Origin of the sequence: Agromyces aurantiacus, from assembly GCF_016907355.1 — a bacterium.
Classification (GTDB): domain Bacteria; phylum Actinomycetota; class Actinomycetes; order Actinomycetales; family Microbacteriaceae; genus Agromyces; species Agromyces aurantiacus.
Window position 1 is genome coordinate 2,885,533 of sequence record NZ_JAFBBW010000001.1, and the last position, 25,326, is coordinate 2,910,858.

Sequence of the window (25,326 nt, forward strand, 5' to 3'; positions counted from 1 at the left end):
TCGGTGGACGGCCGGCGAGGGGTTGACGCGAGATGCGTCAGGCCCGACCCTTCAGGATCATGTGCCAGTAGACCCACGGCAGGATGTGCCGGTCGAAGAGCCAGGAGAGCCGGCGCTCGCGCGACAGCGTGCGCCAGAACGGGATCGTGGGCGTCAGCCGGTACCGGTCGTCGAACTCGGCGAAGACCACGGTCGATCGCGACACCGTGAACGGGCAGACGGAGTAGCCGTTGTACCGCCTCGTCGGCTCCCACCCCTCGAGCACCGCGGCGAGGTTCTCGGCCAGCACCTTCGTCTGCTTGCGCAGGGCCCCGCCCGACTTCGAGTTGCGCGTGGCCGCGGCGTCGCCGAGCGACCAGACGTTCGGGTATCGCACGTGCCGCAGGGTCTCGGGGTCGACCTCCACGAATCCCCCGTCGTCGCCGGGTGCCGGCAGGCTCGTGTCCTTGAGCCAGTCCGGCGCGGATTGGGGCGGCACCGCGTTGAGCACGTCGAAGCGGATCGTCTCCGAGGGACCGCCGTGCGTGGATCCGATCTCGATCGTCCGGCGCTCGCCGTCGACCGACTGCACCTCGCTCCCGGTGCGCAGCTCGATGCCGTACTCGGCGATCTTGCGGTCGAGCTCGCGGTCGATCTCGGGGATGCCGAACACGGTCGGGTCGGGCACGACCATCACCACGCGGATGTCGCCGAGCACGCCCGTCGCGCGCCAGTAGTCGCAGGCGAGGTACATGGGCTTCTGCGCGGCGCCGGCGCACTTCGCCGGTCCGGGGGGCTGCGTGAACACCACCGTGCCACGACGGAGGTCGCGGAGCAGTCGGGACGCCTTGGCCACGAGCTCGTACTCGTAGTGCGAGGCGACGGCGGGCGTGCGGATCGCGGCGGCGAGGCCCGGGATGCGGTCCCAGTCGAGCTGGATCCCGGGACACACCACGAGGTGGTCGTATCCGACGCGACCGCCGGAGGCGAGCACGACGGCGTCGTGCTCGGGTTCGATTCCCGCGGCGGCGTCACGGATCCATCCGACGCCTCTGGGCATCGCGGCGGCCTGCGGCCGCACCGTGGTGCTGAGGCGGGCCCTGCCGCCCGCGACATGCGAGAACAGCGGCTGGAAACGGTGCTGCTCCCGCGGCTCGATCACCACCACGTCCTCGACGCCCAGTCGATGCAGTCGTCCGGCGACCGACAGCCCGGCGTTGCCGCCTCCGATGACTACGACGCGGTGATGGGTCATGCGTCTCGCCTCCACGATGCTCGGGCCGCGCTCGGCAGCCGCGGGCCACGCTATGCGGCGGCGGCCGAGGCGGCGACGGGTTGACGCGACCGTCGTCGACGCGTAGCCCTCCTCCATCCGTAGCATGGAAGGCATGATCGAGCCCGGCGTCTACGAGCACTACAAGGGCCGGCGCTACGAGGTGCTGACGACCGCGCGCCACAGCGAGACCGAGGAGTGGTTCGTCGTCTACCGGCAGCAGTACGGCGACGGCAGCACGTGGGTGCGGCCGCTCGAGATGTTCGACGAGACGGTCGAGGTCGACGGCCGCACCATGCCGCGGTTCCGGCGCGTCGACGACGGGCCGCGTCAGCCCGAGTAGTCCGATGCGGCCGATGGGACCGCGGCCACGTCGAGACCGAATGCCGCTGCGGCGTCGCTGATGCGGCGGGCGCGGCCGATGCGGGGCAGGTCGCTGCCATCGCGGATGCCGCAGCGCTCGAGCGTCTCGAGCACCTCGAGCGCCCAGGCGAGATCGCCCGGCGAGGGGCTCATCGCCGCGTGCACGGCCCCGACCTGCTCCTCGCGCAGGCAGAGGCGCCCGGTCATGCCGACGGATGCGGCGTGCGCCGACGCCTCGGCGAGCGCGGCCGCGTCGCGCGACACGGTGGGCCCGTCGACCGGGCCCGGCAGCCCGGCCGCCCGGCTCGTGCTGACGAGGCGCGACCGCGCGTACAGCAGCGCGAGCGGGTCGTCGGCGGCGCCGGTGTCGCGACGGAAGTCGCCGCTGCCGAACGCGAGGCGCGTGACGCCGGGCGCCGAGGCGATCTCGAGCGCCGCCTCGACGCCGCGCGCGCTCTCGACGAGCGCGACGATCGGCGGCGGGGCCGCTCCGCCGCCGAGCGCATCGACCGTGCGTCGGACGTGATCGGGAGACTCGACCTTGGCGAGCACGACGCCCGCGACGAGGCCGCGACCACGCAGCAGCGCGACGTCCGTGCGCCACTCGTCGGACGCGGCATCCGCGATGCGCACCCACACCCGCACGCGGGCCGCCGAGCCCGACCCGTCGAGCGCATCGAGCGTGTCGACCGCGTCGACGAGCGCCCGGCGGGCCTCGCCCTTGCGGTCGGGTGCGACGCCGTCCTCGAGGTCGACCACGACGACGTCGGCGGTCGAGTCGGCGATCCGGGCGGCCAGGTCGTCGGCCGTGCCCGGCACGAGGAGCCAGGAACGCGCGAGCTCGGGCGCGACCGGGGCGACCCCGGCCACCGCGGCGACCCGGTCGATGACCGCGGCCGGCGCCGCCGGCGCGGAGCGATCCGCGTCGACGGCACCGGCGGTGGAACCGTGGGACGCCGAGGTCACCGGCGGCCCGCCTTCTCGTGCTCGAGCTCGCCGACGATCGCGGCGATCGCCTCGGTCGAGGGCCGCTGCTCGCGCTCGACTTCGGCGCGCTCATCGCTCGACAGGTGGTCGTCGACGCTCATGGTGGTCTCGTCGAACGGCTTCTCGCCCGCGAGCACGGCGCGGAGCTGCGTGCGGTCGAGCTCCTTGGTCCAGGTGCCGACGAGGAGGGTCGCGACCGCGTTGCCCGTGAAGTTCGTGAGCGCGCGCGCCTCCGACATGAACCGGTCGATGCCGACGATGACGCCGACGCCGTCGACCAGGTCGGGCCGGTGCGCCTGCAGCCCGCCCGCGAGGGTCGCGAGCCCGGCGCCCGTGACGCCCGCGGCGCCCTTTGAGGCGACCATCATGAACAGGAGGAGACCGATCTGCTCGGGGATCGACAGCGGCGTGCCCATGGCCGAGGCGATGAACAGCGAGGCCATCGTGAGGTAGATCGCGGTGCCGTCGAGGTTGAACGAGTAGCCGGTCGGCACGGTGATACCGGCGACGGGCTTGGAGACGCCCGCGTGCTCCATCTTGGCGATGAGCCTGGGCAGTGCGACCTCGCTCGAGGAGGTAGAGACGATGAGCAGGTACTCCCGGCCGAGGTACTTCATCATCGAGAAGATGTTCACGCGAGCGACCGCCCAGAGCAGCGACCCGAGCACGACCACGATGAAGATCGCGCACGTGAGGTAGAAGGCGACCATGAGCGTGCCGAGCGAGATGATCGCGGCGACGCCGGTCGCGCCGACGACGGCGGCGATCGCGCCGAACGCGCCGATGGGCGCGACCCACATGATCATCGCGAGGATGCGGAACACGAGCGCCTGGATCTGGCGGACGGCGCCGAGGATCGGCGCGCCCTTGGCGCCCATCTTCTGCAGCGCGAACCCGACGAGCAGGGCCACGAACAGCACCTGCAGGATGTTGCCGTCGGTCAGCGCCGACAGCAGCGAGGTCGGGATGACGCCGAGGATGAACTCCTGCGTCGTCTTCGCCTCGCCGGTGCCGGCGTCGTAGGAGGCGCCCGCGATGTTCAGGCCCTCGCCGGGGTGGATGAGGTTGCCCACGACCAGCCCGATGCCGAGCGCGAACGTCGACATGACCATGAAGTAGAGCAGCGCGAGCCCGCCGACCTTGCCGACGATCGCGGCCTTGGCGATCGAGCCGACGCCGAGCACGATCGTGCAGAAGATGATCGGGGCGATCATCATCTTGATGAGCAGCACGAACGCGTCGCCGATCGGCTTCAGGCCGACCGCGAACTCGGGGGCCGCGAGGCCGACGGCGATGCCGGCGGCGACCGCCGCGATCACCGCGATGTAGAGGTAGTGCGAGGAGTCGATCCTCCGCCGCGGCTTCGAGCCGTCGACGCGAGACTGGAGCGCCATTGCCGTCCCTGCCTTCCTTGGTCGGTCATCGCCGGTGGCGACGAGTCGGGGTGTGAGGGCCAGCATGCGCGGGCGGATGTCGCGCCATCCGCTTGTGTTCATACTGTTCGCGTCGCGACCCGCGGCGTGCCCGCCGCCGAGACGTATCGTGAGAACCGACGACGGCGTTTGCGAGGTGGACATGGCCCGGTGGGTCCGCGGATGGAGCATCGCCGCGAAGCTGTTCGCGCTGCAGCTCGCGGTGATCATCGTGCTCGCCGTGATCGCGGTCGCGCTGATCTGGGCCGATGCGCGCGCCGACGTCGAGCGCGACGCCGCGGCGAAGTCGATGGCGATCGCGCAGACCATCGCGAACGACCCGTTCGTGATCGAGGGCGTGCGCTCCGACGACCCGACGGCGGTGCTGCAGCCGTACGCGGTCGACGTCATGCGCGAGGCCGGCGTCGACTTCGTCACGATCATGGCGCCCGACCGCACGCGCTTCACGCATCCGGATCCGTCGCAGATCGGGCGGCAGTTCCTCGGCAACATCGATCCAGCGCTGGCCGGCGAGGCCTTCAGCGAGACCTACACGGGTACGCTCGGGCCCTCGGTGCGCTCGGTGGTGCCGATCGAGGATGCCTCGGGCGAGGTCGTCGCACTCGTCGCGGCCGGCATCACGGTGTCGAACACGCAGGTCGCGCTCGGCGCCCGGATCGCGACCGTGATCGCGGCCGCCGCGGTCATGATCGCGCTGGGCGCGCTCGGCGCGTGGCTGCTGAGCCGCTACCTGCGGCGCGTCACGTGGGGCCGCGGCGCCGAGGAGATGAGCCGCATGTTCGCGTACTACGAGGGCGTGCTGCACTCGATCGGCGAGGGGCTCGTGCTGCAGGACGACCGCAATCGGGTCGTGCTCGCGAACGACCGGGCGGCCGAGCTGCTCGGGCTGCGCAAGCCCACGGGGCGGGATGCCGCTCCGGCGGCGCTCGAGACGCTGGGGCTCGCGCCATCCGTCGCCGACGTGCTCGCGCGCACCGGCGCCGTGGTCGACGAGATCGTGATCACGCCGACGCACGTGCTCGTCGTCGACCGCGACGTGATCGTCTCCCGGGCGCGGCCCGGCGACGCGCGCGCCCGGCGCGTCGGCACGGTGACGACCCTGCGCGACCACACCCGGCTGCAGGAGCTCACGGGCGAGCTCGCGACCATGACCACCCTCTCCGACGCGCTGCGCTCGCAGGCGCACGAGTTCGCGAACCGGCTGCACACGATCATCGCGCTGATCGAGCTCGGCCGCCCCGACGAGGCGGTCGAACTCGCGTCGAACGAGCTCGCGCTCAGCCAGGCGCTCGCCGACCGCCTGCTCTCGGCGGTCGAGGAGCCCGTGCTGCTCGCGCTGCTGCTCGGCAAGGCCGCGCAGGCGGGCGAGCGCGGCATCCGCTTCGACGTCGACCTGCCCGAGCGGCTCGCGGCGACCGGCATCGACCCGCGCGAGACCATCACGATCGTCGGCAACCTCATCGACAACGCGCTCGACGCGGCCGCGGCGACGCCCTCCCCTGCGGTCGACGTGTCGATCGGCATGCGCGACGGACGCCTCGTGGTCGCCGTCGCCGACAGCGGTCCGGGGCCGGTCGCGGGTGCCCGCGTCTTCGACCTCGGCGTGACCTCGAAGCCGGATGCCGCGGGCGGCGCGTCGCACGGGCGCGGCATCGGGCTCGCGCTCGTGCGCCAGTCGGTCGCGCGCCTCGGCGGCGACCTCCGCGTCGAGGGCTCGCGCTTCGAGGTGACGCTGCCCCTGCCCGCCGCTGCGGCGTCCGGCGCCGCGCCGGCCCTGCCGGGAGCCGCCGATGCCTGACCAGACGGGGGCTGATGCCCCGATCCGCGTCCTGGTGGTCGAGGACGAGCCGGTCACGGCCGAGGCGCACACCGCGTACGTCCGTCGCGTCCCCGGGTTCGAGGTCGCCGGCGTCGCCCGCACCGGCGCCGAGGCGGTGCGCCTCCTCCGCGACGCCCGCGCCGCCGACGGGTCGATCGCCGGGATCGACCTGATCCTGCTCGACGTCAACCTGCCCGACACCACCGGCATCGAGCTGTGCCGTTCGCTCCGGGCCGGGGGCATCGAGATCGACGTGATCGCCGTGACGGCCGTGCGCGACGCCGCGGTCGTGCGATCCGCGGTGTCGCTCGGCATCGTGCAGTACCTCATCAAGCCGTTCGCGTTCGCCGCGTTCGCGGAGAAGCTGAACGCCTACCGCGAGTACCGCGGCCGCGTCGGCTCGGCCGTGGTGACCGACCAGCAGGAGGTCGACGCGTCGTTCGCGGCGCTGCGCACCTCGTCGGGCGGCGACGTGCCCAAGGGCCTCACGCGCGAGACGCTCGAGCGGGTGCGCGCTGCGGTCCGCGAGGCGCCCGACGGACGCGGCGTCTCCGCCGCCGAGCTCGCCGCTCGCCTCGACCTCTCGCGCGTCACCGCGCGCCGCTACCTCGAGCAGCTCGCGGATTCCGGCATCGTCGAGCGCGCGAGCCGGTACGGCACGCCGGGCCGGCCCGAGGTCGAGTACCGGCGACGCTGACGGCTCGGGATGTGACAACGCAGATCGATCCTTCAACGACACCGTCGGTATGACCGGTTATACTTTCGCCATGAAGACCGCGATCTCCATCCCGGATGGCGACTTCGAGCGTTTCGAACGCGTGGCCGCCCGGCACGGCATGAACCGCTCGGAGTTCTTTCGACGCGCTGGCCGCCGCTTCGTTGAGGAACTCGAGGGCGAGGCAGAGCTGACCGCCTTGGCCGACGCGGTCATCGAACGCGTCGGGCAGCCCTCTGCCGACAGCCCGTTCCTCGCGGAGTCCGAGCGTCGCATGCTCGAGGCGACTGAGTGGTGATCGCCCACGGCGACGTCGTCTGGGTCGACTTCGGTTCACCGCGCGGGTCGGAACCGGCGAAGCGGCGACCTGCCGTCGTGATGCAGGAGGACTGGCTGCTCGCCACGCGGATCGCCACCGTCCTGGTCGTGCCGTTGACATCGAACGTCGCGCTGGAAGCGTTCCCCGGCAACGTGCTCGTACCCGTCGAGGCTTCCGGCCTCGAGAAGGACTCGGTGGCGGTCGTGTCGCAAGTCGGACCGGTCAGCCGTGAGTTCCTCGACGCGTTCCCGGTCGGGCACCTCCCGAGCTACGTGCAGACGAAGATCGCCGATGGCATTCGCCTCGTCATGGGCATCTGAGCCGCGACCACACTGTCGATTCGCTTACGATCCCTCATTGCGGCGGTCGCCCATCGCGGCTGCGTCTGCCAAGTCTCTCGAGTGCATCACGAGGCGTGACCCCCATGTCGTGTCCCGCCTGTGGAGGCTGCAGCATGAAGAAGGTGGGTTTGTGGAAGGCTCAGCAGACGGCCGATCCGGCCGGACCCGCTCGGAAAGGTCTACATGGAAGCCAAGTAGCGCCCTCAACTCACGGTCGTAGGACTCGTGCTCCTCGCGATCGGGATCTCGGCCGTGTGCGTTGCGTCCTGGAACCTCTCCGCCGACATCGATCGCGCGGACCGCACGGGCACGTCAGGAAACATCTTCGCGCTGGGTATCGCTCCATTGGGTTTCGTCGGATTCTGTGCCGTAGTGGCCGGAATCGTGCTGCTCGTCGTTGTCGCGGCCAGGAAGATCCGAGCCTGACGCTGCGGCGATCCAGCCCGTCGCAACCCGTCCGGTAGCCGGTCCCAATCAGATCCAGTTCGGAAGGTGTGGACGGTTACTGCGGGTAGGCGACAGTCGACACCCGCAACGACTGTCGTAACCGTACTTCAGCCGCCCGTTAGCCGGTCGATCGGCGGGCGGCCATCCTCCACGAGATGCGCCGCTCAGCCTCGATCGCGTCGGTGTCCGGATGACCCGCCCGATGAACCTGCCCGCCTGAGGGACCCCATCTGCGACGAGCCCACCGTCTCGTCACCCATGAGATTCGAGCGTCTCGATCGCGGTCCCGCTCCCATCCGCGCACAGGCCGAGACGAGGCGCCGTTCCGGCTGCCGGCGATTCCCGTGACGCCGTGTCGCGACCTCGAGGGTGAATCCGAGCAGTCAGGTCGGACACGAGACAGCCTGACGACGTATCAGCGGCATGCTCTCCTGGTGCGAGTGACGACCGCGTCATCCGCCCGGTGGATTCGGGGGTTCTCCCGACGTCGCGGCGACCTCCGCTCGGTAGACTGCACGGACACCACGCCCCCTCGACCGGCCTCCACCGTGTCCGACGACAGGAGCACCACGCCGTGATCCACACCGCGCTCATCCCCTGGCTCGACCCCGAGTCGATCATCCAGGCTGCCGGGCCCTGGGCGCTCCTGGTGGTGTGCTTCATCGTGTTCGCCGAGACGGGCCTGCTCGTGGGCTTCCTGCTGCCCGGCGACACGCTGCTCGTCATCTCGGGCCTGCTCTCCAACCCCGACGTCGTGCCGCCCGCGGGCGTGTTCGGCGTCTCGGTGTGGATCGTGGCGCTGCTCATCGGCCTCTCGGCGTTCGTCGGCGGCGAGGTCGGGTACGAGATCGGCCATCGCGGCGGACCGCGGGTGTTCGAGCGCAAGGAGAGCGGGCTCTTCAGCGTCAAGAACGTCGAACGCACGAACGCGTTCTTCGAGCGGTTCGGCGGGCTGACCATCATCCTGGCGCGCTTCGTGCCGATCGTGCGCACGTTCGCCCCCGTCGCCGCGGGCGTCGGGCACATGAACCGCGGCCGCTACACGCTCTACAACTTCATCGGCGCCGTGCTCTGGGGCTTCGGCCTGACCATGTTCGGCTACCTGGTCAGCTTCATCCCCCCGGTCGCCGACCTGGTGCGCAACTACATCGACCTGATCCTGCTCGTCGCGGTGGGCGGCACGGCCCTCGTGACGGTCTGGCACTACCTCAGCGAGCGCCGCAAGGCGAGGAAGGCCGAGGCCGCCGGCGCCGACGTCGTCACCGACGAGGAGGAGGCCGAGGAGCTCGTGCTCGATCCCGACGTGTTCGACCGCCCGCCGCACCTCGACGGCGAGCACCACGGCCACCACGGCCGCCACGGCGACGAGCGTCACGGCGACGAGCACCCGCCGCACGACGGCCGCTGAGGCCGCTCGCGGCATGCCCGGGCCGGATGACGCGCCGAGCCGTCAGGCCGCGAACCAGCCGGTCGGCCCGGCGATCTCGCCCATGCGCGGCACGTACTGCTCGAAGTACACGCGCGAGATGAGCTCGCGACGGCTGCGCACGCCCGCCTTGTCGAACACCGACTTCAGGTGGTCCTGCACGGTGTAGGCCGACACGTGCAGCGTCGCGGCGATCTCCTTGGTCTCGACGCCCTGGAGCACGAGCCGGGTCACGTCGCGCTCGCGCGGCGTGAGGCCGAACGCCGCGACGACGAGCGCCACGATCTCGGGCGGGCGCGCCTCCTCGATCGTGACGACCACGTCGCCGACGACCCCATCGGGTCCGCGAAGCGGCGAGGCGTGCAGCAGGAGCCACACCCCTGACGGAGTGCGCACGCGGGCGCGCGGCAGCGAGGCGCCGGGCACGCCGACCGCACGGCGGGCGGCGCTCACGAGCGACGTGACGAGACTCAGCGGATCGCCCACGTGCCGGTCGCCGCCGAGCTCCGCCATCCGCTCCTCGGCGCCCAGGCTGATCTGCGAGATCTCGTCGTCGGGCCCGACGATGACGACCGCGGGCCCGGACTCCCCCAGCTCGCGTTCGGGCGCCTCGGCGAGGCGGGTCAGGATGCCGGAGCGCACGCCGCGCGCGAACGACTCCGAGAGCGTGCCGAGGTAGTCGATCTCGCCCTCGCCGAAGCGCGGGTCGTCGCCGCCGCGGAACAGCGCGATGCAGCCCCAGACACCCGAGCCGTCGCGGAACAGCAGCCGCGCCTCGTCGGAGAAGCCGTAGATCGGGCGCATGAGGCGGGTCATCCGCTCGGACCGGTCGGCCTCGCCGGGGATCGACGCGTGCATCCCGATCGCCCGGTGCTCGGACATCGCGAGCGAGCGGAACGAGGTCTCCTCGTCGCCGCCGTACTCGATGATGCCGAAGAGCTGGTCATACTCGTTGTTCGCGACGAGCGCGCCGTACTTGCGGGCGCTCGTCAGCATCATGCTCGCCGGATCGTGGGTGCCGACGCAGGCGCCGACCCACGGCACGGCACGGCGCAGCGAATCCGTCGCCTCGAGGAGGAAGTCGTCGAGGTCGAGGCCCGCGCGCGAGAGCACGTCGAGGTCTCCCGCGACGCGCGACTCGGTCAGGCGTGTGCTCACGTCCACCAGTATGCGCCGGGCCAGGGCGCGAACGGTATCCCAGAAGTCTGGGAAAGGGAAGTCCCCGGGCCGACGGGATTCCCCGGCAGAGGTATGGACGGGCACGCTGGCCACCGTGACCATCACGATCGACACCGGCTCCCTCGACGAGGGCGGCGCGCTCATGCACGCCGAGGACGCCCCCGCGCAGCTCTGCCTGGCGCTCGTGCGCCTCGAGGCGAAGCTCGCCGGCTGCGGCCTGGACCTGTCGGACGTCGACCGGCTCCGCGTGCTCCTCATCGAGCGCGTCGCGCCGGGCGAGCTCATCGACCTCATCGCCGAGCGCCTCGACGCCACGGCGGCGACGCCCACGGTCACGTGGGCGTGCGTCGAACGGCTGGAGGTCCCCGGCATGCTCGTCGGCATCTCCGCCGACGTGACCGGTCACCGCATTCACCCCGACCAGAAGGACTGACCGAGATGCACCCGTCGCTCACCGACACCCCGACCCCTCGCCGGGCGGCCACCGTCCACTTCCCCGGCGAGCCGGGCTACGACGCGGCGCGCACGCCGTGGAACCTCGCGGTCGACCAGCGGCCCGCCGCGGTCGCCGTGCCCCGGTCCGTCGCCGAGGTCATCGACGTCGTCACGGCCGCGGTCGCGCGGGGCCTGCGCATCGCGCCGCAGAGCACCGGCCACGGCGCCGCCGCGCTCGGCGAGCAGCCGCTCGACGACGTGATGCTGCTCCGCCTCGACGAGCTCACGGGCGTCGAGGTCGATGCCGAGGCGCACGTCGCGCGCGTGCTCGGCGGCACGCTCTGGCAGGACGTCGTCGCCGCGGCCGCTGCGCACGGGCTCACCGCGGCGCACGGCAGCGCCGGCGACGTCGCGGTGGCCGGGTACGTGCTCGGCGGCGGCCTCTCGTTCTACGGACGCGAGCACGGCCTCGCGTCGTCGCACCTCCGGGCGGTCGAACTCGTGACGGCCGACGGCACCCTGGTGCGCGCGACCGCCGACGAGCACGCCGACCTGTTCTGGGCCGTCAAGGGCGGCGGCGGCAACTTCGGCGTCGTCGTGGCGATGGAGATCGCGCTGCTGCCGATCGCCGACGTGGTCGCCGGCATGCTGCTCTGGGACCTCTCGCGCGCCGAGGAGGTCACTCGCACCTGGGCCGAGTGGACGGCGGAACTTCCCGAGTCGGTCACGACGTCGCTGCGCTACATGCGCTTCCCGCCGCTGCCCGAGCTGCCGCCGTTCCTCAGCGGCCGCAGCCTCGTGGTGATCGACGGGGCCGTCCTCGAGGACGACGACCGCGCAGCCGAACTGCTCGCGCCGCTGCGCGCGCTCGCACCCGAGATGGACACGTTCTCGCGCATCCCCGCGGCCGGCCTGCTCGCCGTGCACATGGACCCGCCCGCTCCCGTGCCGTCGGTGAGCGACCACGCGATCCTCCGCGAGCTGCCCCCGGCGGCGATCGGCGCGCTGCTCGCCGTCGCGGGCCCCGGCGTCGAGACGCCGCTCATGTTCGCCGAACTGCGCCACCTCGGCGGCGCGCTGGCCCGGCCGCAGGATGCCGCGCTCGACCGCCTCGACGGCGAATACGCGCTGTACGCCATCGCCGTCGCGCCCACGCCCGAGATCGCCGCGATCGGCACGGCCGCGACGAGCGAGGTCGTCGCGGCCCTCCGGCCGTGGTCGACCACGCGCACGTACCTCAACTTCGTCGACCGCTCGGTCGACGTCGCGACGGGCTTCGACGCCGCGGCCTGGGACCGGCTCGGCGAGATCCGTCGATCGGTCGACCCCGCCGGTGTCTGGGTCGCCGCCCACCCCGTCGGCGCCCGCTGACCGCGAACCGTCCGGTTCACCCACCCCGCACCATCCACTCGAAGGAGAACCACATGCGAGTCCATCGCATCCTCACCACGGCGGCCGTGCTCGCGGCCGTCGCCGTCGCCGGCACCGCCGTGCCCGCCAGCGCGCGTCCCGTCGACGCCATCCGGCCCGACCACGCGTCGCAGGCCGCACTGGTCGCCGAGCTCCGCGCCGCGACCGCGCGCTTCCACGACGTGGACGTCGCGATCGCCGAAGGGTACCTGCCCGCCGAGGAGTGCTCGGCGTCGCCCGCGGGCGCCATGGGCCACCACTTCGTGAACCCGGCCCTCATCGCCCCGGGCGCTCCGGTCGACGCGTCGAAGCCGCCGGTGCTGCTCTACGGCCCGTCGGCCTCGGGCGAGCTGGAGTTCTGGGGCGCCGAGTTCTTCGAGCCCAACATCGGCCAGCCCACCCCGGTGTTCGGCACGCAGCAGTTCGACGGCCCGATGCCCGGCCACGAGCCCGGCATGCCCGAGCACTACGACCTGCACGTGTGGGTCGGCAAGCACAACCCCGACGGCCTCTACGCGCCGTTCAACCCGAGCGTCTCCTGCTGACCGGGTGATCCCGTCGTCCGGCGGTCCCGCACCATGCGGGGCCGCCGTTCGGCGTGTCAGGCGTGGGTCGCCTGCTCCTGCCGGCCGCGGCCCGACGGCTCGAGCTGGAAGGTGGAGTGGCCGACGTCGAAGTGCTCGTCGAGGCATCCGCCGAGCTCGTCGAGCAGGTCGCCCACACGCCCCTCGGCGAACACCGAGGGTTCGACCTCGACGTGCGCGCTGAAGACGTGGGCGCCCGTCGTGATCGTCCACACGTGCACGTCGTGGACGGCGACCACGCCGCGCGTGCCGAGGATGTGGTCGCGGATCTCCGCGACATCCGTCTCGGCCGGGGTCGACTGGCTGAGCACGCGCATCACGTCGCGCAGCAGCATGAGCGCGCGGGGCACGATGAGCGCGGCGATCGCGAGCGAGGCGATCGGGTCGGCGGCCTCCCATCCGGTCGTGAGGATCACGAGGGCCGCGACGATGACGAGCGCCGAGCCGACGGTGTCGCCGAGCACCTCGAGGTAGGCGCCGCGCAGGTTCATCGACCGGCTCGACCCGCCGCGCAGCACGAGCAGCGCGGCGACGTTCGCGGCGAGCCCGAGCACGGCGATCACGAGCATGGGACCGGCCGCGACCTCGTGCGCCTCGCCCTGCGCACCGGTGACCAGCCGGCCGATCGCGCCGGCGGCGACGGCGACGGCGACCACGACGAGGATGACGCCGTTCGCGAGCGCGCCGAAGACCTCGAATCGCCGGTAGCCGTAGGTCTGGCGATCGGTCGCCGGGCGCGCGGCGACGATCGCGGCGCCGAGCGCCACGAACAGGCCGAGCAGGTCGCTCGTCATGTGCCCCGCGTCGGCGAGCAGCGCCAGCGACCCGCTCAGGAACCCGCCGAGCACCTGCACCACGACGAACGCGCCGATGATCGCGATGGCGATCCCGAGGCGGCCGCGGTCGGCGGCGTGCGCGTCGTGCGCGTGGTCGTGTCCGTGTCCCATGGTGATTCAAGGGTAGGCCGGATGCCGCCGGCCCGCCGCTGACGGGAACGAGACCCATTCTCAGCCGCGACCCGGCACCACCACCCCCGTCTCGTAGCCGAGCATGACGGCGTGCACGCGGTCGCGCAGGCCGAGCTTCATGAGGATGCGGCCGACGTGCGTCTTCACCGTCGACTCGGAGAGGTACAGCGCCGCGGAGATCTCGGCGTTGCTGAGACCGCGGGCGATCGCGCCGAAGACCTCGAGTTCGCGCTCGGTGAGCACGGACAGGCGGGGGTCGGCGGCGCCGCGCAGGTCGTCGGATGCCGCGGCCGGCCCGGCAGCCGGTCGGACCGGTTCACCCTCACCTGCCGGCAGTTGCGCGCCGAACAGGTCGAGCAGCCGCCGAGTGATGCGCGGCTCGACGATCGCGTCGCCCCCGGCCACCGTGCGGATCGCGTGGATCAGGTCGGCGGGGCGGGCGTTCTTCAGCAGGAAGCCGCTGGCGCCCGCGCGCAGTCCCGCGAAGGCGTACTCGTCGAGGTCGAACGTGGTGAGGATGAGCACGCGCACGCCCGGCCGCTCCTCGACGATGCGGCGCGTCGCCGCGATCCCGTCCATCCGGGGCATCCGCACGTCCATCACGACCACGTCGGGGGCGAGTCGTCCGGTCAACTCGACCGCCTCGACCCCGTCGTCGGCCTCGCCGACGACCTCGATGCCGGACTCGCCCTCGAGCACCATCCGGAAGCCGAGGCGGATCAGCGGCTGGTCGTCGACGAGGAGTACGGAGATCGCGGACGGTTCAGGCACGGTCCACTCCCGCGCGCGCGACGCCATCCTCGGCGTTCGGGATCACGGCGCGGACGCGCCATCCGCCCGCCGACGTCGGACCGGTCTCGACCGACCCGCCGAACACCGCCGCCCGCTCGGACATGCCGATGAGCCCGCGCCCGGCCCCGACGGCCGGTGCGCCCGCGCGCCCGTCGTCGACGACCGTGACGATCGTCGCGTCGCCGGCGGCCTGGAGCGTCACGTCGACCCGGCGCACGTCCGTCGCGTAGCGCAGGGCGTTGGTGAGCGCCTCCTGCACGATGCGGTACACCGCGAGGTCGCGCTGCGGATCCGCGGACGGAGCGCCCCGCACGGTGAAGCGCACCGGAAGCCCCGCCTCGCGGAAGCGGGCGACGAGCTCGTCGAGGTCCTCGCGGCCCGGTGCGGGCTCGAGCGACGCGGCCCCCTCGTCGGCGTCCTCGCCGAGGACCGAGAGCACCTGCCGCATGTCGCGCAGCGCATCCCGGCCGGTGTCGGCGAGCCGGTCGAGCGCGCGGCGCGCGCCCGCGGGGTCCCGGTCGACCGCCGTCGCCGCGCCGTCGGCCAGCGTGATCATCACCGAGAGGCTGTGCGCGACGATGTCGTGCATCTCGCGGGCGATGCGGCTGCGCTCGGCGAGGGTCGCGATCCGCGCGCGGTCGTCGCGCTCGCGAGCGAGCTGGTCGGCCCGCTCGGTGAGGACGCGGACGCGCTCGGCACGCTGCCAGGTGTTCGCGCCGAGCAGCACGCCGACCGCGTCGGCCATCCCGATGGTCAGCAGCACGACCGGGATGTCGAAGGCGCCGGGCTCGCCGAGCCGCGCCTCGAGCTCGGGCAGCCAGAGGAAGAGGCTCGCGGCGGTCGCGGCGAACGCGGCCGTACCGGCGATCCAGCCCGCGGTCGGCGAGCGGAACGCGGCGACCGCGTACAGCGCGATCGGCACGGCGAGCACCAGGTTCGACTCGGCCGAGAAGCCGAGCACGGTCGTGAGCAGCGTCACGACGACGAGCACGACGACCGGGGCGCGCCGCCGGAAGAGCAGCGCGATCGCCGTGCCGGCGATGCTCACCACCTGCCACGGCGTGACCTCGGCGTCGCCCGCGATCACCTCGCTGGCGAGGGTGGTGACGACGATCACGGTGAACACGAGCGACACCGCGGCATCCACCAACCAGGGTCGTTCGGCGGCGAGCCGCCGCACGCGGCCGGGCGCGGCATCGGCATCGGCCGGGCTCGTCGCCCGGCCGATGGTGCGTGCCCGTCCGGCCATCACACGTCTCGTCTCGCGAACCGCACTCCGCCCAAGGCCGCCGCGCCGACCGCCCATGCGAGGAGGACGAATCCTCCCGTGAGGATCGGCGGCCATCCGGCCTGGGCCGCGGATTGGAACAGCATCATACCGGCGGTGCTCGGCAGCCACCCGGCGACCGCCGGGCCGACGCCCGGCACGAGCGGCAGGATCGCCGGCGCGACCATGAGCAGTCCCAGCACGGCGCCCAAGCCCGCGGCGGTGCTGCGGAAGAGCGAGCCGATGGCCGTGGAGATGACGCCGATGAGGGCGAGGAACACCACGCCGCCGGCGAGCACCTGGACGACCTGCGCATCGACGAGGCTCGCTCCGAGACCGAGCCGTCCGAGTTGCGGCTGCACGACGAGGAACGAGGCGACCGCCGCGACCGCGCCGATCCCCGCGCCGACCGCCCCGGAGACGAGCAGCTTCGCCGCGAACACGAGGGATCGCCGCGGCGCGGCCGCGAGGGTCGCGGCGAGCAGTCCCGTCGACCGCTCCGGGCCGACGAGCAGCACGCCTGCGACGGCCACGAGCGCGTAGGCGAACATGAACGCGTACCCGAGCACGCCGAGGCTCGGCGCGGGGCCGTAGTTCTCGGCGAGCACCGCGGCCGGGTCGGGCACGTCGGATGCGGGCGCGAGCGTCACGGCGTAGAGGATGCCGCCCGCGAACAGCACGGCGGTCGCGATGGCGAGGCCGGCGGTCCAGTAGGTCGAGCGGACGGTGGCGGCCTTGATCCACTCGGCGCGGATCACGCGCGAGGCGGTCAGCCGCGGCTGGGCGACGGGGGTTGCGGACATGGGAGGTTCCCTTCGGATGGACGTGCGGGGCTCACGCCGCCGGGTCGGCGGCGGCGTACTCGAGCGTCGAGTCGGTGAGCGAGAGGTAGGCCTCCTCGAGCGAGGCCGTGCGGGTGGTGAGCTCGTGCAGCAGCACGTCGCGGTCGCGTGCGATCGCGGCGATCGCGGGGGCGTCGAGTCCCATGACCTCGAGCTCGCCCGAGGCGAGGCTCGTCACGGTCACGCCCGGCGCGGCGAGTGCCGCCGCCAGACGCGTGGCGTCGGGGGTCTTCACCAGGACGCGGGGCGTGCCGACGCCGGCGAGGACCTCGGCCATCGGCGCGTCGACGATGAGCCGACCGCGGCCGATGACGATCAGGTGGTCGGCGGCCTGCGCCATCTCGCTCATCAGGTGCGAGGAGAGGAACACCGTGCGGCCCTCGTCCGCGAGGGTGCGGAGGAAGCGCCGAACCCAGACGATCCCGTCGGGGTCGAGGCCGTTGATGGGTTCGTCGAGCATCAGCGTCTGCGGGTCGCCGAGCAGCGCGGCGGCGAGCCCCAGCCGCTGGTGCATGCCCAGCGAGAAGGTGCCGACGCGCCGTCGGGCGACGGCCTCGATCCCGGTCAGCTGCAGCACCTCGTCGACCCGCGCACTGCCGAGTCCGTGCGTCGCGGCGAGCGCGAGCAGGTGGGCGCGCGCGGTGCGCCCCGGGTGGGCGAGGCCCGGCCCGAGCAGCGTGCCGAGCTCGGTGATCGGTGCGGCGTGCCGGGCGAGCGGGGCGCCGTTGACGCGCGTGGTGCCCGACGTCGGCCGGATCAGGCCGGCGATGGCGCGCATCGTGGTGGACTTGCCCGCGCCGTTGGGCCCCAGGAACCCCGTGACGACGCCGGGGCGCACCGTGAACGAGAGGTCGTCGACGGCGATCGTGTCGCCGAAGCGCTTGGTGAGGTGGGTTGCCTCGATCATGTGACCGGCCATTCCTTCGGATCGGATTCACCCCGGCCGGAAGTCCCGGTCCGGGGCGGATGTCTCGAAGGTAGGCGGACGGATCGCCGCGGTCGTCCGACCGTGGTACCGATCCCGGCGATCCCCGTCGTACCGCAGGAGGAGTCCCGCGGGTGGCCCCGCGGGAGGCGGGGCCGACGTTCAGCCGGCCGCGCGGGCGGCGGCGATCCGCTCGAGCTCGGGCAGGAGCGCCCGGAACGCCCGCGCGCGGTGGCTGTTCGCGTTCTTCACCTCGGGCGCGAGCTCCGCGGCCGAGACGTCGAACCCGTCGGGCCGGAAGATCGGGTCGTAGCCGAAGCCGTTGACGCCCGCGCGCTCGCTCGCGACGCGGCCCGGCCACGTGCCGACCGCCGCGAATTCGAACGGCGCGCCCCCCGCGGCATCCGGCACCACCAGCGCGATCGTGCAGTGGAAATGCGCCGTGCGATGGGGATCGCGGATGTCGCCGAGCTGGGCGAGCAGCAGTTCGAGGTTGGCCTCGGCGCCGCGCCCCGGCCCGGCCCAGCGCGCCGAGAAGATGCCCGGCGAGCCGCCCATCACGTCGACGGCGATGCCGGAGTCGTCGGCCAGCGCGATGCGACCGGTGTGGGATGCCGCGGCCCGCGCCTTGATGAACGCGTTCTCGTCGAACGACGTGCCGTCCTCGACGGGTTCGGGCCCGTCGTAGGGCAGCACCGTGATCCCGGGCACGTGCTCGCCGAGGATGTGCTGGAACTCGGCGACCTTGTGCGCGTTGTGCGTGGCGAGGACGACCTCGAGACCCGTCTGGGACATCCGCCCGCCCCCGCTCAGCCCGCTCGGCCGGGCAGTGACGCCTCGAGCGCGGCCCGCTGGAGGCCGGCGAGCTCGGTCGTGCCGGCGAGCGCGAGGTCGAGCAGCTGGTCGAGCTCCCGGCGGTCGAACGGCGCGCCCTCGGCGGTGCCCTGCACCTCGACGAAGAGGCCCCGCCCGGTGGCGACCACGTTCATGTCGGTCTCGGCGCGCACGTCCTCCACGTAGGCGAGGTCGAGCATGGGCGTGCCGTCGATGATGCCGACCGAGACGGCCGCGACGGTGTCGATGAGCGGCGTCGACTTCTGGCCGATGAACTTCTTCGTGCGCGCCCACTCGATCGCGTCGGCGAGCGCGACGTACGCGCCCGTGATCGCCGCGGTGCGCGTGCCCCCGTCGGCCTGGAGCACGTCGCAGTCGATCTGGATGGTGTTCTCGCCGAGCGCCTTCATGTCGACCACGGCGCGCAGGCTCCGGCCGATGAGCCGGCTGATCTCGTGCGTGCGGCCGCCGATGCGGCCCTTGACCGACTCGCGGTCGTTGCGCGTGTTCGTCGAACGCGGGAGCATCGCGTACTCGGCCGTGACCCAGCCCTTGCCCTGCCCGGTCATCCAGCGCGGCACGCCGTTCGTGAAGCTCGCCGTGCAGAGCACCTTCGTGCGGCCGAACGAGATGAGGGCGCTCCCTTCGGCGTGCGCGCTCCAGCCGCGCTCGATCACGACGTCGCGCAGGTCGAGGGGCGTGCGGCCGTCGGCTCGGACGAGGTCGGGGGCGGGGTGCTCGGTCATGCGGTCTCCTGTCGGTGCGGTCGGCCTGCGAGGCGGTGGGGCAGCGTGAGGGCGCCGGTCTGCACGAGCTCGACGCTCGGGATGTCGGGGCCGATGAGGCGGTTGGCGAGGTCGAGGAACGCCGCGGACGAGCCGCCGGTCGCCTCGAAGCGGTGCGCGGGCGGCGTCGGGGCGCGACGCTCGAGGCCCTGCGAGACGAGCACGCGGTAGACGTCGTTGGCGGTCTCGACGTCGCTCGAGACCAGCGAGACGCCCTCGCCCATGACGTACGAGATCGCGCCCTTGAGGAACGGGTAGTGGGTGCAGCCGAGCACGAGCGTGTCGACGCCGGCCGCGCGCAGCGGCGCGAGGTATTCCTCGGCGACCGCGAGCACCTCCGGCCCGGTGGTGACGCCCGCCTCGACGAACTCGACGAACCGCGGGCACGCCGCGCTCGTCAGTTCGAGGTGGGGCGCGGCCGCGAACGCGTCGTCGTAGGCGCGCGACTGGATGGTGCCGGCCGTGCCGATCACGCCGACCCGGCCGTTGCGCGTGGTCGCGACCGCCCGGCGCACCGCGGGCTGGATGACCTCGACGACCGGCACGTCATAGCGCTCACGCGCATCTCGCAGCATGGCCGACGACGCGGTGTTGCACGCGATCACGAGCAGCTTCACGCCCTGCGCGACGAGGTCGTCGAGCACCGCGAGCGCGTAGCGCCGCACGTCGGCGATGGGCTTCGGGCCGTAGGGCGAGTGCGCGAGGTCGCCCACGTAGAGGATCTCCTCGTTCGGCAGCTGGTCGCGGACCGCCCGGGCGACGGTGAGTCCGCCGACGCCGGAGTCGAAGATCCCGATCGGTGCATCCGTCACGGTCACCCAGCCTAGATCAGGCCTCCCCGCCATCCGCCGCCCGCACCGTTAGGCTGAGCGGCGTGACCGGCTCAGCTGCGCTCTTCACCGACCGATACGAGCTCACGATGGTCGACGCCGCCCTGCTGGACGGCACCGGACATCGCGAGAGCCTCTTCGAGGCGTTCGGCAGGCGGCTGCCGAACGGCCGACGGTACGGGATCGTCGCCGGCACCGGGCGGCTGCTCGAGCTCATCGAGCGGTTCCGGTTCGAGGATGCCGAGCTCGAGTACCTGCGCGAGCACCGCGTCGTGCGCGACGCGACCCTCGACTGGCTCGCCGACTACCGGTTCCGCGGCGAGATCTGGGGCTACCGCGAGGGCGAGGCGTACTTCCCGGGGTCGCCGCTGCTGACCATCCAGGCCTCGTTCGCCGAGGCCGTGATGCTCGAGACCGTGGTGCTCTCGGTGCTCAACTACGACTCGTCGGTCGCGAGCGCCGCCGCGCGCATGGTCTCGGTCGCCCTCGGGCGCCCGATCGCCGAGATGGGCTCGCGCCGCACCAACGAGGGATCGGCGATCGCGGCCGCGCGCGCGGCGTACATCGCCGGGTTCGACGCGACGAGCAACCTCGAGGCGGGCCGCACGTGGGGCATCCCGACGATGGGCACCGCGGCGCACGCGTTCACGCTCCTGCACGACTCCGAGGAGGCGGCGTTCCGCGCCCAGGTCGAGGCCATGGGCACGGGCACGACCCTGCTCGTCGACACGTACGACATCGCGACCGGCGTCGAGACGGCCGTCCGCGTCGCCGGCACCGAGCTCGGCGCGGTGCGCATCGACTCGGGCGACCTCCCGACCGTCGTGGCCGACGTGCGCGCCCAGCTCGACGACCTCGGCGCCGTGAACACGCGCATCACCGTCACGAGCGACCTCGACGAGTACCAGATCGCCGCGCTGTCCGGCGCGCCGGCCGATGCGTACGGCGTCGGCACGTCGGTCGTCACCGGGTCGGGCTTCCCCGCCGCCGGCATGGTCTACAAGCTCGTCGCCCGTCGCGGCGACGACGGCGAATGGGTGGATGTCGCGAAGTCCTCGCCGAAGAAGATCAGCATCGGCGGCCGCAAGAACGCCGCGCGGCGCCTCGATTCGACCCGCACCGCGCGCGAGGAGATCGTCTTCGTGGGCGACGGGCCCGAGGGCGAGGCGGAGTTCGAGCCGGGCGACGAGCTGCGGCCGCTGATGGTGCACCTCATGCACGCAGGCCGGGCCGACGCCGCCTGGACCGGCCACGCGGGCGTCGAGGCCGCACGCGCGCACCGCGCCGAGGTGATGCAGGAACTGCCGATCGAGGCGTTCCGGCTCGGGCGCGGCGAGCCGGTCATCCCGACGACGTATCGGTGAGCGGGGCGGGTCAGCCCTGCTTCAGCCGCTCGTAGATCTCCTTGCAGGTCGGGCAGACCGGGAACTTCTCGGGGTCGCGACCGGGGGTCCACTTCTTGCCGCAGAGCGCACGCACCGGCTTGCCCGTGACGGCCGATTCGAGGATCTGCTCCTTCTTGACGTAGTGGGAGAACCGCTCGTGGTCTCCGGGCTCGATGCCCTCCTCTTCGAGGAGCTTCTCGAGTTCGCGGTCGAGCACCGAGGTGCCGCCACCGGGCGCATCGGGGTCGGCGATGCTCGCCTGCACGGGTCGGATCATGCGGTCGAGTCTACGCCGCGATCAGGCGCGAAGGGCCGCCGCGAGGATCTCCGGGCCGCGGCGCTGGAACACGTTGCCGCCCGCCCACACGCCCAGCACGAGCACCAGCACCCCGAGCCCGACGCCAGCCGCGAGCGACGCGGCGTGCCAGGCGGGATCGGAGAAGATGCCGAGCCCGGCGAAGGCGATCGCCGGTGCGGCGACGAGCAGTGAGCCGAACATCGTGAACGACTGCACGAGGGCGGTAACGGCGCCCGTCGACTGCGGCGCCTGGAACGGGCTGTCGCCCGGCTTGACGACCGGGTACGGCATCGCGGCCGACGTGATCGAACCCAGGCCGAGGCCCGCCAGCAGGAGCGCCGTGCTCACCCCGAGCAGCGACGGCAGCAGGCGCCAGTCGTCGAGGACGAACACCGTCACTGCGCTGCCGAGGCCGATCACGAGGATGCCGGAGATCAGCACCGGCGCGAGACGGCCGACGCGGTCGGCGACGCCCCGCACGCCCGACGCGACGTGCAGCCACACGGCGGTGCTGTCGTAGGCGGTGTCGTTGTGCAGGCTCCAGCCGAGCAGCAGGCACACGAGCGGCACCGGGATGAGTCCCAGGTAGAGCGCGGGGACGCCCGCGATGCCGAGCGGCACCGTCACGAGCACCGGCGTGATCGGGATCATCAGCAGCGCCACCCAGTAGCGCGCGTCGCGGAACCAGTACGTGATGCTTCGCGCGGCGATCGCGCCGGTCGCGCCATGCGGCATCCGCCCGAACCAGCCGAGGCCGTGGTAGCTGCGCGCCGACGCCTCGCGACCAGGCGTGACGAGCATGCGCGCGACGAGCCGCTCCCACGCCATCCACGCGAACCAGACCGTCGCGGCGGCGATCGCGAGCTTCAGGATGGCCGTGCCCCACGCGCCGTCGGCGGCGTCGCCGGGCACCGCGAACGCGGCACCGAGCGGCGTCCACGAGAGCCCTCCGGCGATCGCGCCGAGCGCGCGCCGCCCCGAGTTCGCCCAGTCGACCGTCGTCAGCGCGACGATCAGCGGAGCGGCCATCACGACGAGGAGCACGCCGATCACGCTCGCGACCTCGCGGCTGCGCCGCGTCTCGAGCAGCATCCCTCCGAGGCCCGCGGTGAGCCGCGCCCCGAGCAGGCACGTCGCGAAGGCGAGCGGTGCGGCCAGCAGCGCGAGCAGCGTCTCGCCCACCCCGCGCGACCACGTGACGACCGTGCCGGTCAGCACGAGGGCGAGCGCGAGCGCGGGGACCCCGATCGCCGCGGCGACCGCGAGCCCGAGCGCGAGCGTGCGGTCGGGCATGCCGAACAGCGCGAACCGCCGCGGGTCCATGGTGTCGTCGACGCCGAACACGAGCGGCACGAGCAGGAACCCGACCACGGTGGCGGCACCGCCGACCACGACGACGTCGCGCACGAGCGCGGCATCGTCGACCCCGCGGAGCCCGACGAGGATCAGGAAGAGGAGCGCGGCGATGCCGAGGCCGTAGATCAGGCCCACCACGATCCCCACGACCTGCCACGTGCTGCGCCGGAAGATGTTCCCGAGCAGCCGCAGCTTCAGTCGGAGAAGCTGTGCAACCATTCCATGCCTTCCGCAGCCTTGCGTCCGCCGGCGAGCTCGACGAAACGGTCCTCGAGCGTCTGGCCGCCGCGCACCTCGTCGAGCGTGCCCGAGGCGAGCACGCGGCCGCCGACGATGATCGCCGCCGAGTCGCACACGCGCTCGATCAGGTCCATGCCGTGGCTCGAGAGGAGCACCGTGCCGCCTCCGGCGACGTAGCGCTCCAGGATGTCGGTGAGGTTCGCCGCGGAGACCGGGTCGACCGACTCGAACGGCTCGTCGAGCACGAGCAGGCGCGGCGAGTGGATCATCGCGCAGGCGAGCGCGATCTTCTTCGTCATGCCGGCCGAGTAGTCGGCGACGAGGCGGTCGAGGGCGTCCTCGAGCCCGAAGGCGGCGGCGAGGTCGGCGCTGCGCTCGAGCACGGTCCGATGGTCCAGCCCGCGCAACGAGCCCGCGTAGTAGAGGAGCTGCGCGCCCGTGAGCCGGTCGAACAGGCGCAGGCGGTCGGGCAGGACGCCCGTGATCCGCTTGGCCTCGCGCGGCTGCTTCCACACGTCGATGCCGTGCACGTGCACCGTGCCCGCGTCGGGCCGCAGGAGGCCGGTCGCCATCGACAGCGTCGTGGTCTTGCCGGCGCCGTTCGGGCCGACGATGCCGTAGAACGATCCCGCGCGAACCTCGAGCGAGATCGCGTCGACCGCCGTCGTGTCGCCGAAGCGCTTCACGAGCCCCTCGATCGTGAGCACGCGCGCCGCGTCGGCGGACGGGGCGGGCCTGGCCACGCGCAGCGTGCGCTTCTTGCGCGGCGCCGGCTTGGTCGCGGACGTGACCGGGATCACGGCGACGCCGCGCTCCGCGCCCACGGCGCGGTCGTCGGGCGCGACCGAGGCGGGAGCCTCGGGGGCCGTGGAATCGGACTCGACTTCGGTCGCGACGGGATCGGGTTCGACCTCGCTCGCGATCGGGTCGGTCATGGTGGTCGCAGCGACGGATGCCGCGTCGGCGGCTCGGGCCGGCTCGGATGCGGCGGACGCTTCGGGCTCGGCGGCAACCTCGGGCTCGGCGACCACCTCGGGCTCCGCGACCACCTCGGGCCCGGCGAGCACATCGGTCGCCGTCGCCTGTTCGGGCTCCGCGACCGCCTCGGGCTCGGCCGCCATCTCGGGCTCCGCGACCACCGGCGGCTCGGCCGCCGCCTGCGGCTCGGCGACCGCCTCGGGCGCCGGGTCGACCACGGCCTTCGCGGCGGCGGCGACGACGGCCGCCGCGGCCCCGGCTGTGCCGACCGCCGGCTCGGAGGACTCGGGGCGCCGCGGGCTGCGCTCGGCGGCGGTCGTGTCGGTCGTCACCGCCGCCGCGACCCGCTGGCGCGACGAGGGGGACTTCTTGCGCGCGTCTGCCGTCCGTGCGCGGGCCTTCGCGGCCGACGACGACGGGGTGCGCGCCGACTTCGCCGCCTCCCCGCGCGCGGCGGACGCGGTCGACGAGGCGGCACGCGACGCGGTGCTGCGCTTGGAGACGGGCGCCGCCTCGACCGCAGACTCCGCCGTCTCGGCAGGCTCGACCGCCGGAGGGGCGGGCTTCGCGGTCGACCGCGAGGCGCGCGCGGTGGTCGCCCGCCCGGCGGGCTTCGACTCGGCGGAAGCCTGCTTCGAGCTCGTCGAGGCCGGCGTCGCCTTCGTCGCGGCCGCCTTCGACCCCGCGGACGTGCCGGTGGCGCGCGTGGACGCACCCGACTTCGATGCGGCGGGACGGCCCGCCGACGACGACGTGGACGCCCGTGGCGACCGGGCGCGCGGGGCGCGCCCACCGGACGAGCCCGCCGGCGCAGGCGCGACGGCATCCCCCCGATCGGCGGACACCCCCGTGCCGGTGCCTTCGGGAGTCTCGTCGTCAGGACCTGATCGCGAAACGGAAGTCACCCCGACAACCTACCAACCACCCGCATCCGACGCTGTGGAACCCCTCCGTACGCGCGCCGTTCGGTCACGATCGTGCTACGGCTTGTCGGCGGGTTCGGCAGGTGACGCACCCCTCCGGTATCCTGAGGGTCGGCATAACGGCGTGTCCAGAAGTGAACTTGCGGATGAATCCCCGACGAACTCGCCGTGAAACGAGCGCGTCGCGGCATCC

The 25,326-nt window shown here is 72.9% G+C and carries 27 protein-coding genes; 12 read left to right on the forward strand and 15 right to left on the reverse strand.

Going from position 1 to position 25,326, the window contains the following annotated elements:
- Positions 1-37: 37 nt before the first annotated feature.
- Positions 38-1,234 (reverse strand): NAD(P)/FAD-dependent oxidoreductase, encoded by a 1,197-nt coding sequence (locus tag JOD46_RS13625; protein ID WP_204395069.1) that lies wholly within the window; start codon positions 1,232-1,234, stop codon positions 38-40.
- Between the two features lie 133 nt (positions 1,235-1,367).
- Here JOD46_RS13625 and JOD46_RS13630 point away from each other — a divergent pair, with 133 nt between their 5' ends.
- Complete coding sequence (locus tag JOD46_RS13630; protein WP_204395070.1) at positions 1,368-1,595, forward strand: DUF1653 domain-containing protein; 228 nt, start codon at positions 1,368-1,370, stop codon at positions 1,593-1,595.
- Here JOD46_RS13630 and JOD46_RS13635 read toward each other — a convergent pair.
- Complete coding sequence (locus JOD46_RS13635; protein WP_307835038.1) at positions 1,583-2,581, reverse strand: HpcH/HpaI aldolase/citrate lyase family protein; 999 nt, start codon at positions 2,579-2,581, stop codon at positions 1,583-1,585. The genes JOD46_RS13630 and JOD46_RS13635 overlap by 13 nt on opposite strands.
- Positions 2,578-3,996 (reverse strand): cation:dicarboxylate symporter family transporter, encoded by a 1,419-nt coding sequence (locus tag JOD46_RS13640; protein ID WP_204395071.1) that lies wholly within the window; start codon positions 3,994-3,996, stop codon positions 2,578-2,580. The genes JOD46_RS13635 and JOD46_RS13640 overlap by 4 nt, the downstream gene beginning before the upstream one ends.
- 181 nt (positions 3,997-4,177) lie before the next feature.
- Between JOD46_RS13640 and JOD46_RS13645 the strand changes: the two genes are divergently transcribed.
- The 6 genes from JOD46_RS13645 (at position 4,178) to JOD46_RS13670 (ending at position 9,084) form a co-directional block, all read left to right on the forward strand.
- On the forward strand, positions 4,178-5,833 hold the full coding sequence (locus tag JOD46_RS13645; RefSeq protein ID WP_204395072.1) for an ATP-binding protein: 1,656 nt from the start codon (positions 4,178-4,180) through the stop codon (positions 5,831-5,833).
- On the forward strand, positions 5,826-6,551 hold the full coding sequence (locus tag JOD46_RS13650; RefSeq protein WP_204395073.1) for a response regulator: 726 nt from the start codon (positions 5,826-5,828) through the stop codon (positions 6,549-6,551). The genes JOD46_RS13645 and JOD46_RS13650 overlap by 8 nt, the downstream gene beginning before the upstream one ends.
- Positions 6,552-6,621: 70 nt before the next feature.
- Positions 6,622-6,867 (forward strand): ribbon-helix-helix domain-containing protein, encoded by a 246-nt coding sequence (locus tag JOD46_RS13655; protein WP_204395074.1) that lies wholly within the window; start codon positions 6,622-6,624, stop codon positions 6,865-6,867.
- The gene (locus JOD46_RS13660; RefSeq protein WP_307835039.1) at positions 6,861-7,208 is read left to right on the forward strand and encodes a type II toxin-antitoxin system PemK/MazF family toxin; all 348 of its coding nucleotides are present in this window, start codon (positions 6,861-6,863) and stop codon (positions 7,206-7,208) included. Before JOD46_RS13655 ends, JOD46_RS13660 begins: the two co-directional genes overlap by 7 nt.
- Positions 7,209-7,454: 246 nt before the next feature.
- Positions 7,455-7,655, forward strand: a complete 201-nt coding sequence (locus JOD46_RS13665) for a hypothetical protein (protein WP_204395075.1) — start codon at positions 7,455-7,457, stop codon at positions 7,653-7,655.
- Positions 7,656-8,253: 598 nt separating this feature from the next.
- Positions 8,254-9,084, forward strand: a complete 831-nt coding sequence (locus tag JOD46_RS13670) for a DedA family protein (protein ID WP_204396663.1) — start codon at positions 8,254-8,256, stop codon at positions 9,082-9,084.
- Positions 9,085-9,126: 42 nt separating this feature from the next.
- Here the strand turns inward: JOD46_RS13670 and JOD46_RS18960 are convergent, their stop codons facing one another.
- Positions 9,127-10,260: a helix-turn-helix transcriptional regulator gene (locus JOD46_RS18960; protein ID WP_204395076.1), complete on the reverse strand. Its 1,134-nt coding sequence runs from the start codon at positions 10,258-10,260 to the stop codon at positions 9,127-9,129.
- A 115-nt stretch (positions 10,261-10,375) separates the two neighbouring features.
- Here JOD46_RS18960 and JOD46_RS13680 point away from each other — a divergent pair, with 115 nt between their 5' ends.
- From JOD46_RS13680 to JOD46_RS13690, 3 genes are read left to right on the forward strand one after another with little or no spacing between them, the layout of a single operon-like run.
- A complete protein-coding gene (locus JOD46_RS13680) occupies positions 10,376-10,714 on the forward strand; it encodes a RidA family protein (RefSeq protein WP_204395077.1) in 339 nt (112 codons plus the stop codon).
- 5 nt (positions 10,715-10,719) lie between these two features.
- The gene (locus JOD46_RS13685) at positions 10,720-12,087 is read left to right on the forward strand and encodes an FAD-binding oxidoreductase (protein WP_204395078.1); all 1,368 of its coding nucleotides are present in this window, start codon (positions 10,720-10,722) and stop codon (positions 12,085-12,087) included.
- Between the two features lie 53 nt (positions 12,088-12,140).
- Positions 12,141-12,671: a hypothetical protein gene (locus tag JOD46_RS13690; protein ID WP_204395079.1), complete on the forward strand. Its 531-nt coding sequence runs from the start codon at positions 12,141-12,143 to the stop codon at positions 12,669-12,671.
- Between the two features lie 56 nt (positions 12,672-12,727).
- Here JOD46_RS13690 and JOD46_RS13695 read toward each other — a convergent pair whose 3' ends face one another.
- The 8 genes from JOD46_RS13695 to murI all read right to left on the reverse strand — a co-directional run bounded on the left by JOD46_RS13695 (position 12,728) and on the right by murI (position 19,935).
- A complete protein-coding gene (locus JOD46_RS13695; protein ID WP_204395080.1) occupies positions 12,728-13,657 on the reverse strand; it encodes a cation diffusion facilitator family transporter in 930 nt (309 codons plus the stop codon).
- A gap of 60 nt (positions 13,658-13,717) precedes the next feature.
- The gene (locus JOD46_RS13700) at positions 13,718-14,476 is read right to left on the reverse strand and encodes a response regulator (RefSeq protein WP_204395081.1); all 759 of its coding nucleotides are present in this window, start codon (positions 14,474-14,476) and stop codon (positions 13,718-13,720) included.
- The gene (locus JOD46_RS13705; protein ID WP_204395082.1) at positions 14,442-15,719 is read right to left on the reverse strand and encodes a sensor histidine kinase; all 1,278 of its coding nucleotides are present in this window, start codon (positions 15,717-15,719) and stop codon (positions 14,442-14,444) included. The genes JOD46_RS13700 and JOD46_RS13705 overlap by 35 nt, the downstream gene beginning before the upstream one ends.
- The gene (locus tag JOD46_RS13710; RefSeq protein ID WP_204395083.1) at positions 15,719-16,540 is read right to left on the reverse strand and encodes an ABC-2 transporter permease family protein; all 822 of its coding nucleotides are present in this window, start codon (positions 16,538-16,540) and stop codon (positions 15,719-15,721) included. Before JOD46_RS13710 ends, JOD46_RS13705 begins: the two co-directional genes overlap by 1 nt.
- 31 nt (positions 16,541-16,571) lie before the next feature.
- Positions 16,572-17,486, reverse strand: a complete 915-nt coding sequence (locus JOD46_RS13715) for an ABC transporter ATP-binding protein (protein WP_204395084.1) — start codon at positions 17,484-17,486, stop codon at positions 16,572-16,574.
- 180 nt (positions 17,487-17,666) lie between these two features.
- On the reverse strand, positions 17,667-18,299 hold the full coding sequence (locus JOD46_RS13720) for a non-canonical purine NTP pyrophosphatase (protein WP_204395085.1): 633 nt from the start codon (positions 18,297-18,299) through the stop codon (positions 17,667-17,669).
- 14 nt (positions 18,300-18,313) lie between these two features.
- Positions 18,314-19,084, reverse strand: a complete 771-nt coding sequence (rph, locus tag JOD46_RS13725; RefSeq protein ID WP_204395086.1) for a ribonuclease PH — start codon at positions 19,082-19,084, stop codon at positions 18,314-18,316.
- The gene (gene murI / locus JOD46_RS13730; RefSeq protein WP_204395087.1) at positions 19,081-19,935 is read right to left on the reverse strand and encodes a glutamate racemase; all 855 of its coding nucleotides are present in this window, start codon (positions 19,933-19,935) and stop codon (positions 19,081-19,083) included. Before murI ends, rph begins: the two co-directional genes overlap by 4 nt.
- Positions 19,936-19,997: 62 nt before the next feature.
- Between murI and JOD46_RS13735 the strand changes: the two genes are divergently transcribed.
- Positions 19,998-21,317: a nicotinate phosphoribosyltransferase gene (locus JOD46_RS13735; protein WP_204395088.1), complete on the forward strand. Its 1,320-nt coding sequence runs from the start codon at positions 19,998-20,000 to the stop codon at positions 21,315-21,317.
- Between the two features lie 10 nt (positions 21,318-21,327).
- Here JOD46_RS13735 and JOD46_RS13740 read toward each other — a convergent pair whose 3' ends face one another.
- Genes JOD46_RS13740 through JOD46_RS13750 form a run of 3 tightly spaced genes read right to left on the reverse strand, consistent with a single transcriptional unit; the run spans position 21,328 to position 24,542 of the window.
- Positions 21,328-21,615 (reverse strand): DUF3039 domain-containing protein, encoded by a 288-nt coding sequence (locus tag JOD46_RS13740; protein WP_204395089.1) that lies wholly within the window; start codon positions 21,613-21,615, stop codon positions 21,328-21,330.
- A gap of 21 nt (positions 21,616-21,636) precedes the next feature.
- Positions 21,637-23,211, reverse strand: coding sequence for a hypothetical protein (locus JOD46_RS13745; RefSeq protein WP_204395090.1), 1,575 nt, complete (start codon positions 23,209-23,211; stop codon positions 21,637-21,639).
- Positions 23,187-24,542 carry an ABC transporter ATP-binding protein gene (locus JOD46_RS13750; protein ID WP_307835041.1) on the reverse strand — a complete coding sequence of 452 codons (1,356 nt, stop codon included), beginning with the start codon at positions 24,540-24,542 and terminating at the stop codon, positions 23,187-23,189. The genes JOD46_RS13745 and JOD46_RS13750 overlap by 25 nt, the downstream gene beginning before the upstream one ends.
- Here JOD46_RS13750 and JOD46_RS13755 point away from each other — a divergent pair.
- Entirely contained in the window at positions 24,529-25,305 is a 777-nt protein-coding gene (locus JOD46_RS13755; protein WP_204395091.1) for a hypothetical protein, read from the forward strand. The two genes, JOD46_RS13750 and JOD46_RS13755, sit on opposite strands and share 14 nt — an antisense overlap.
- Positions 25,306-25,326 lie beyond the last annotated feature (21 nt).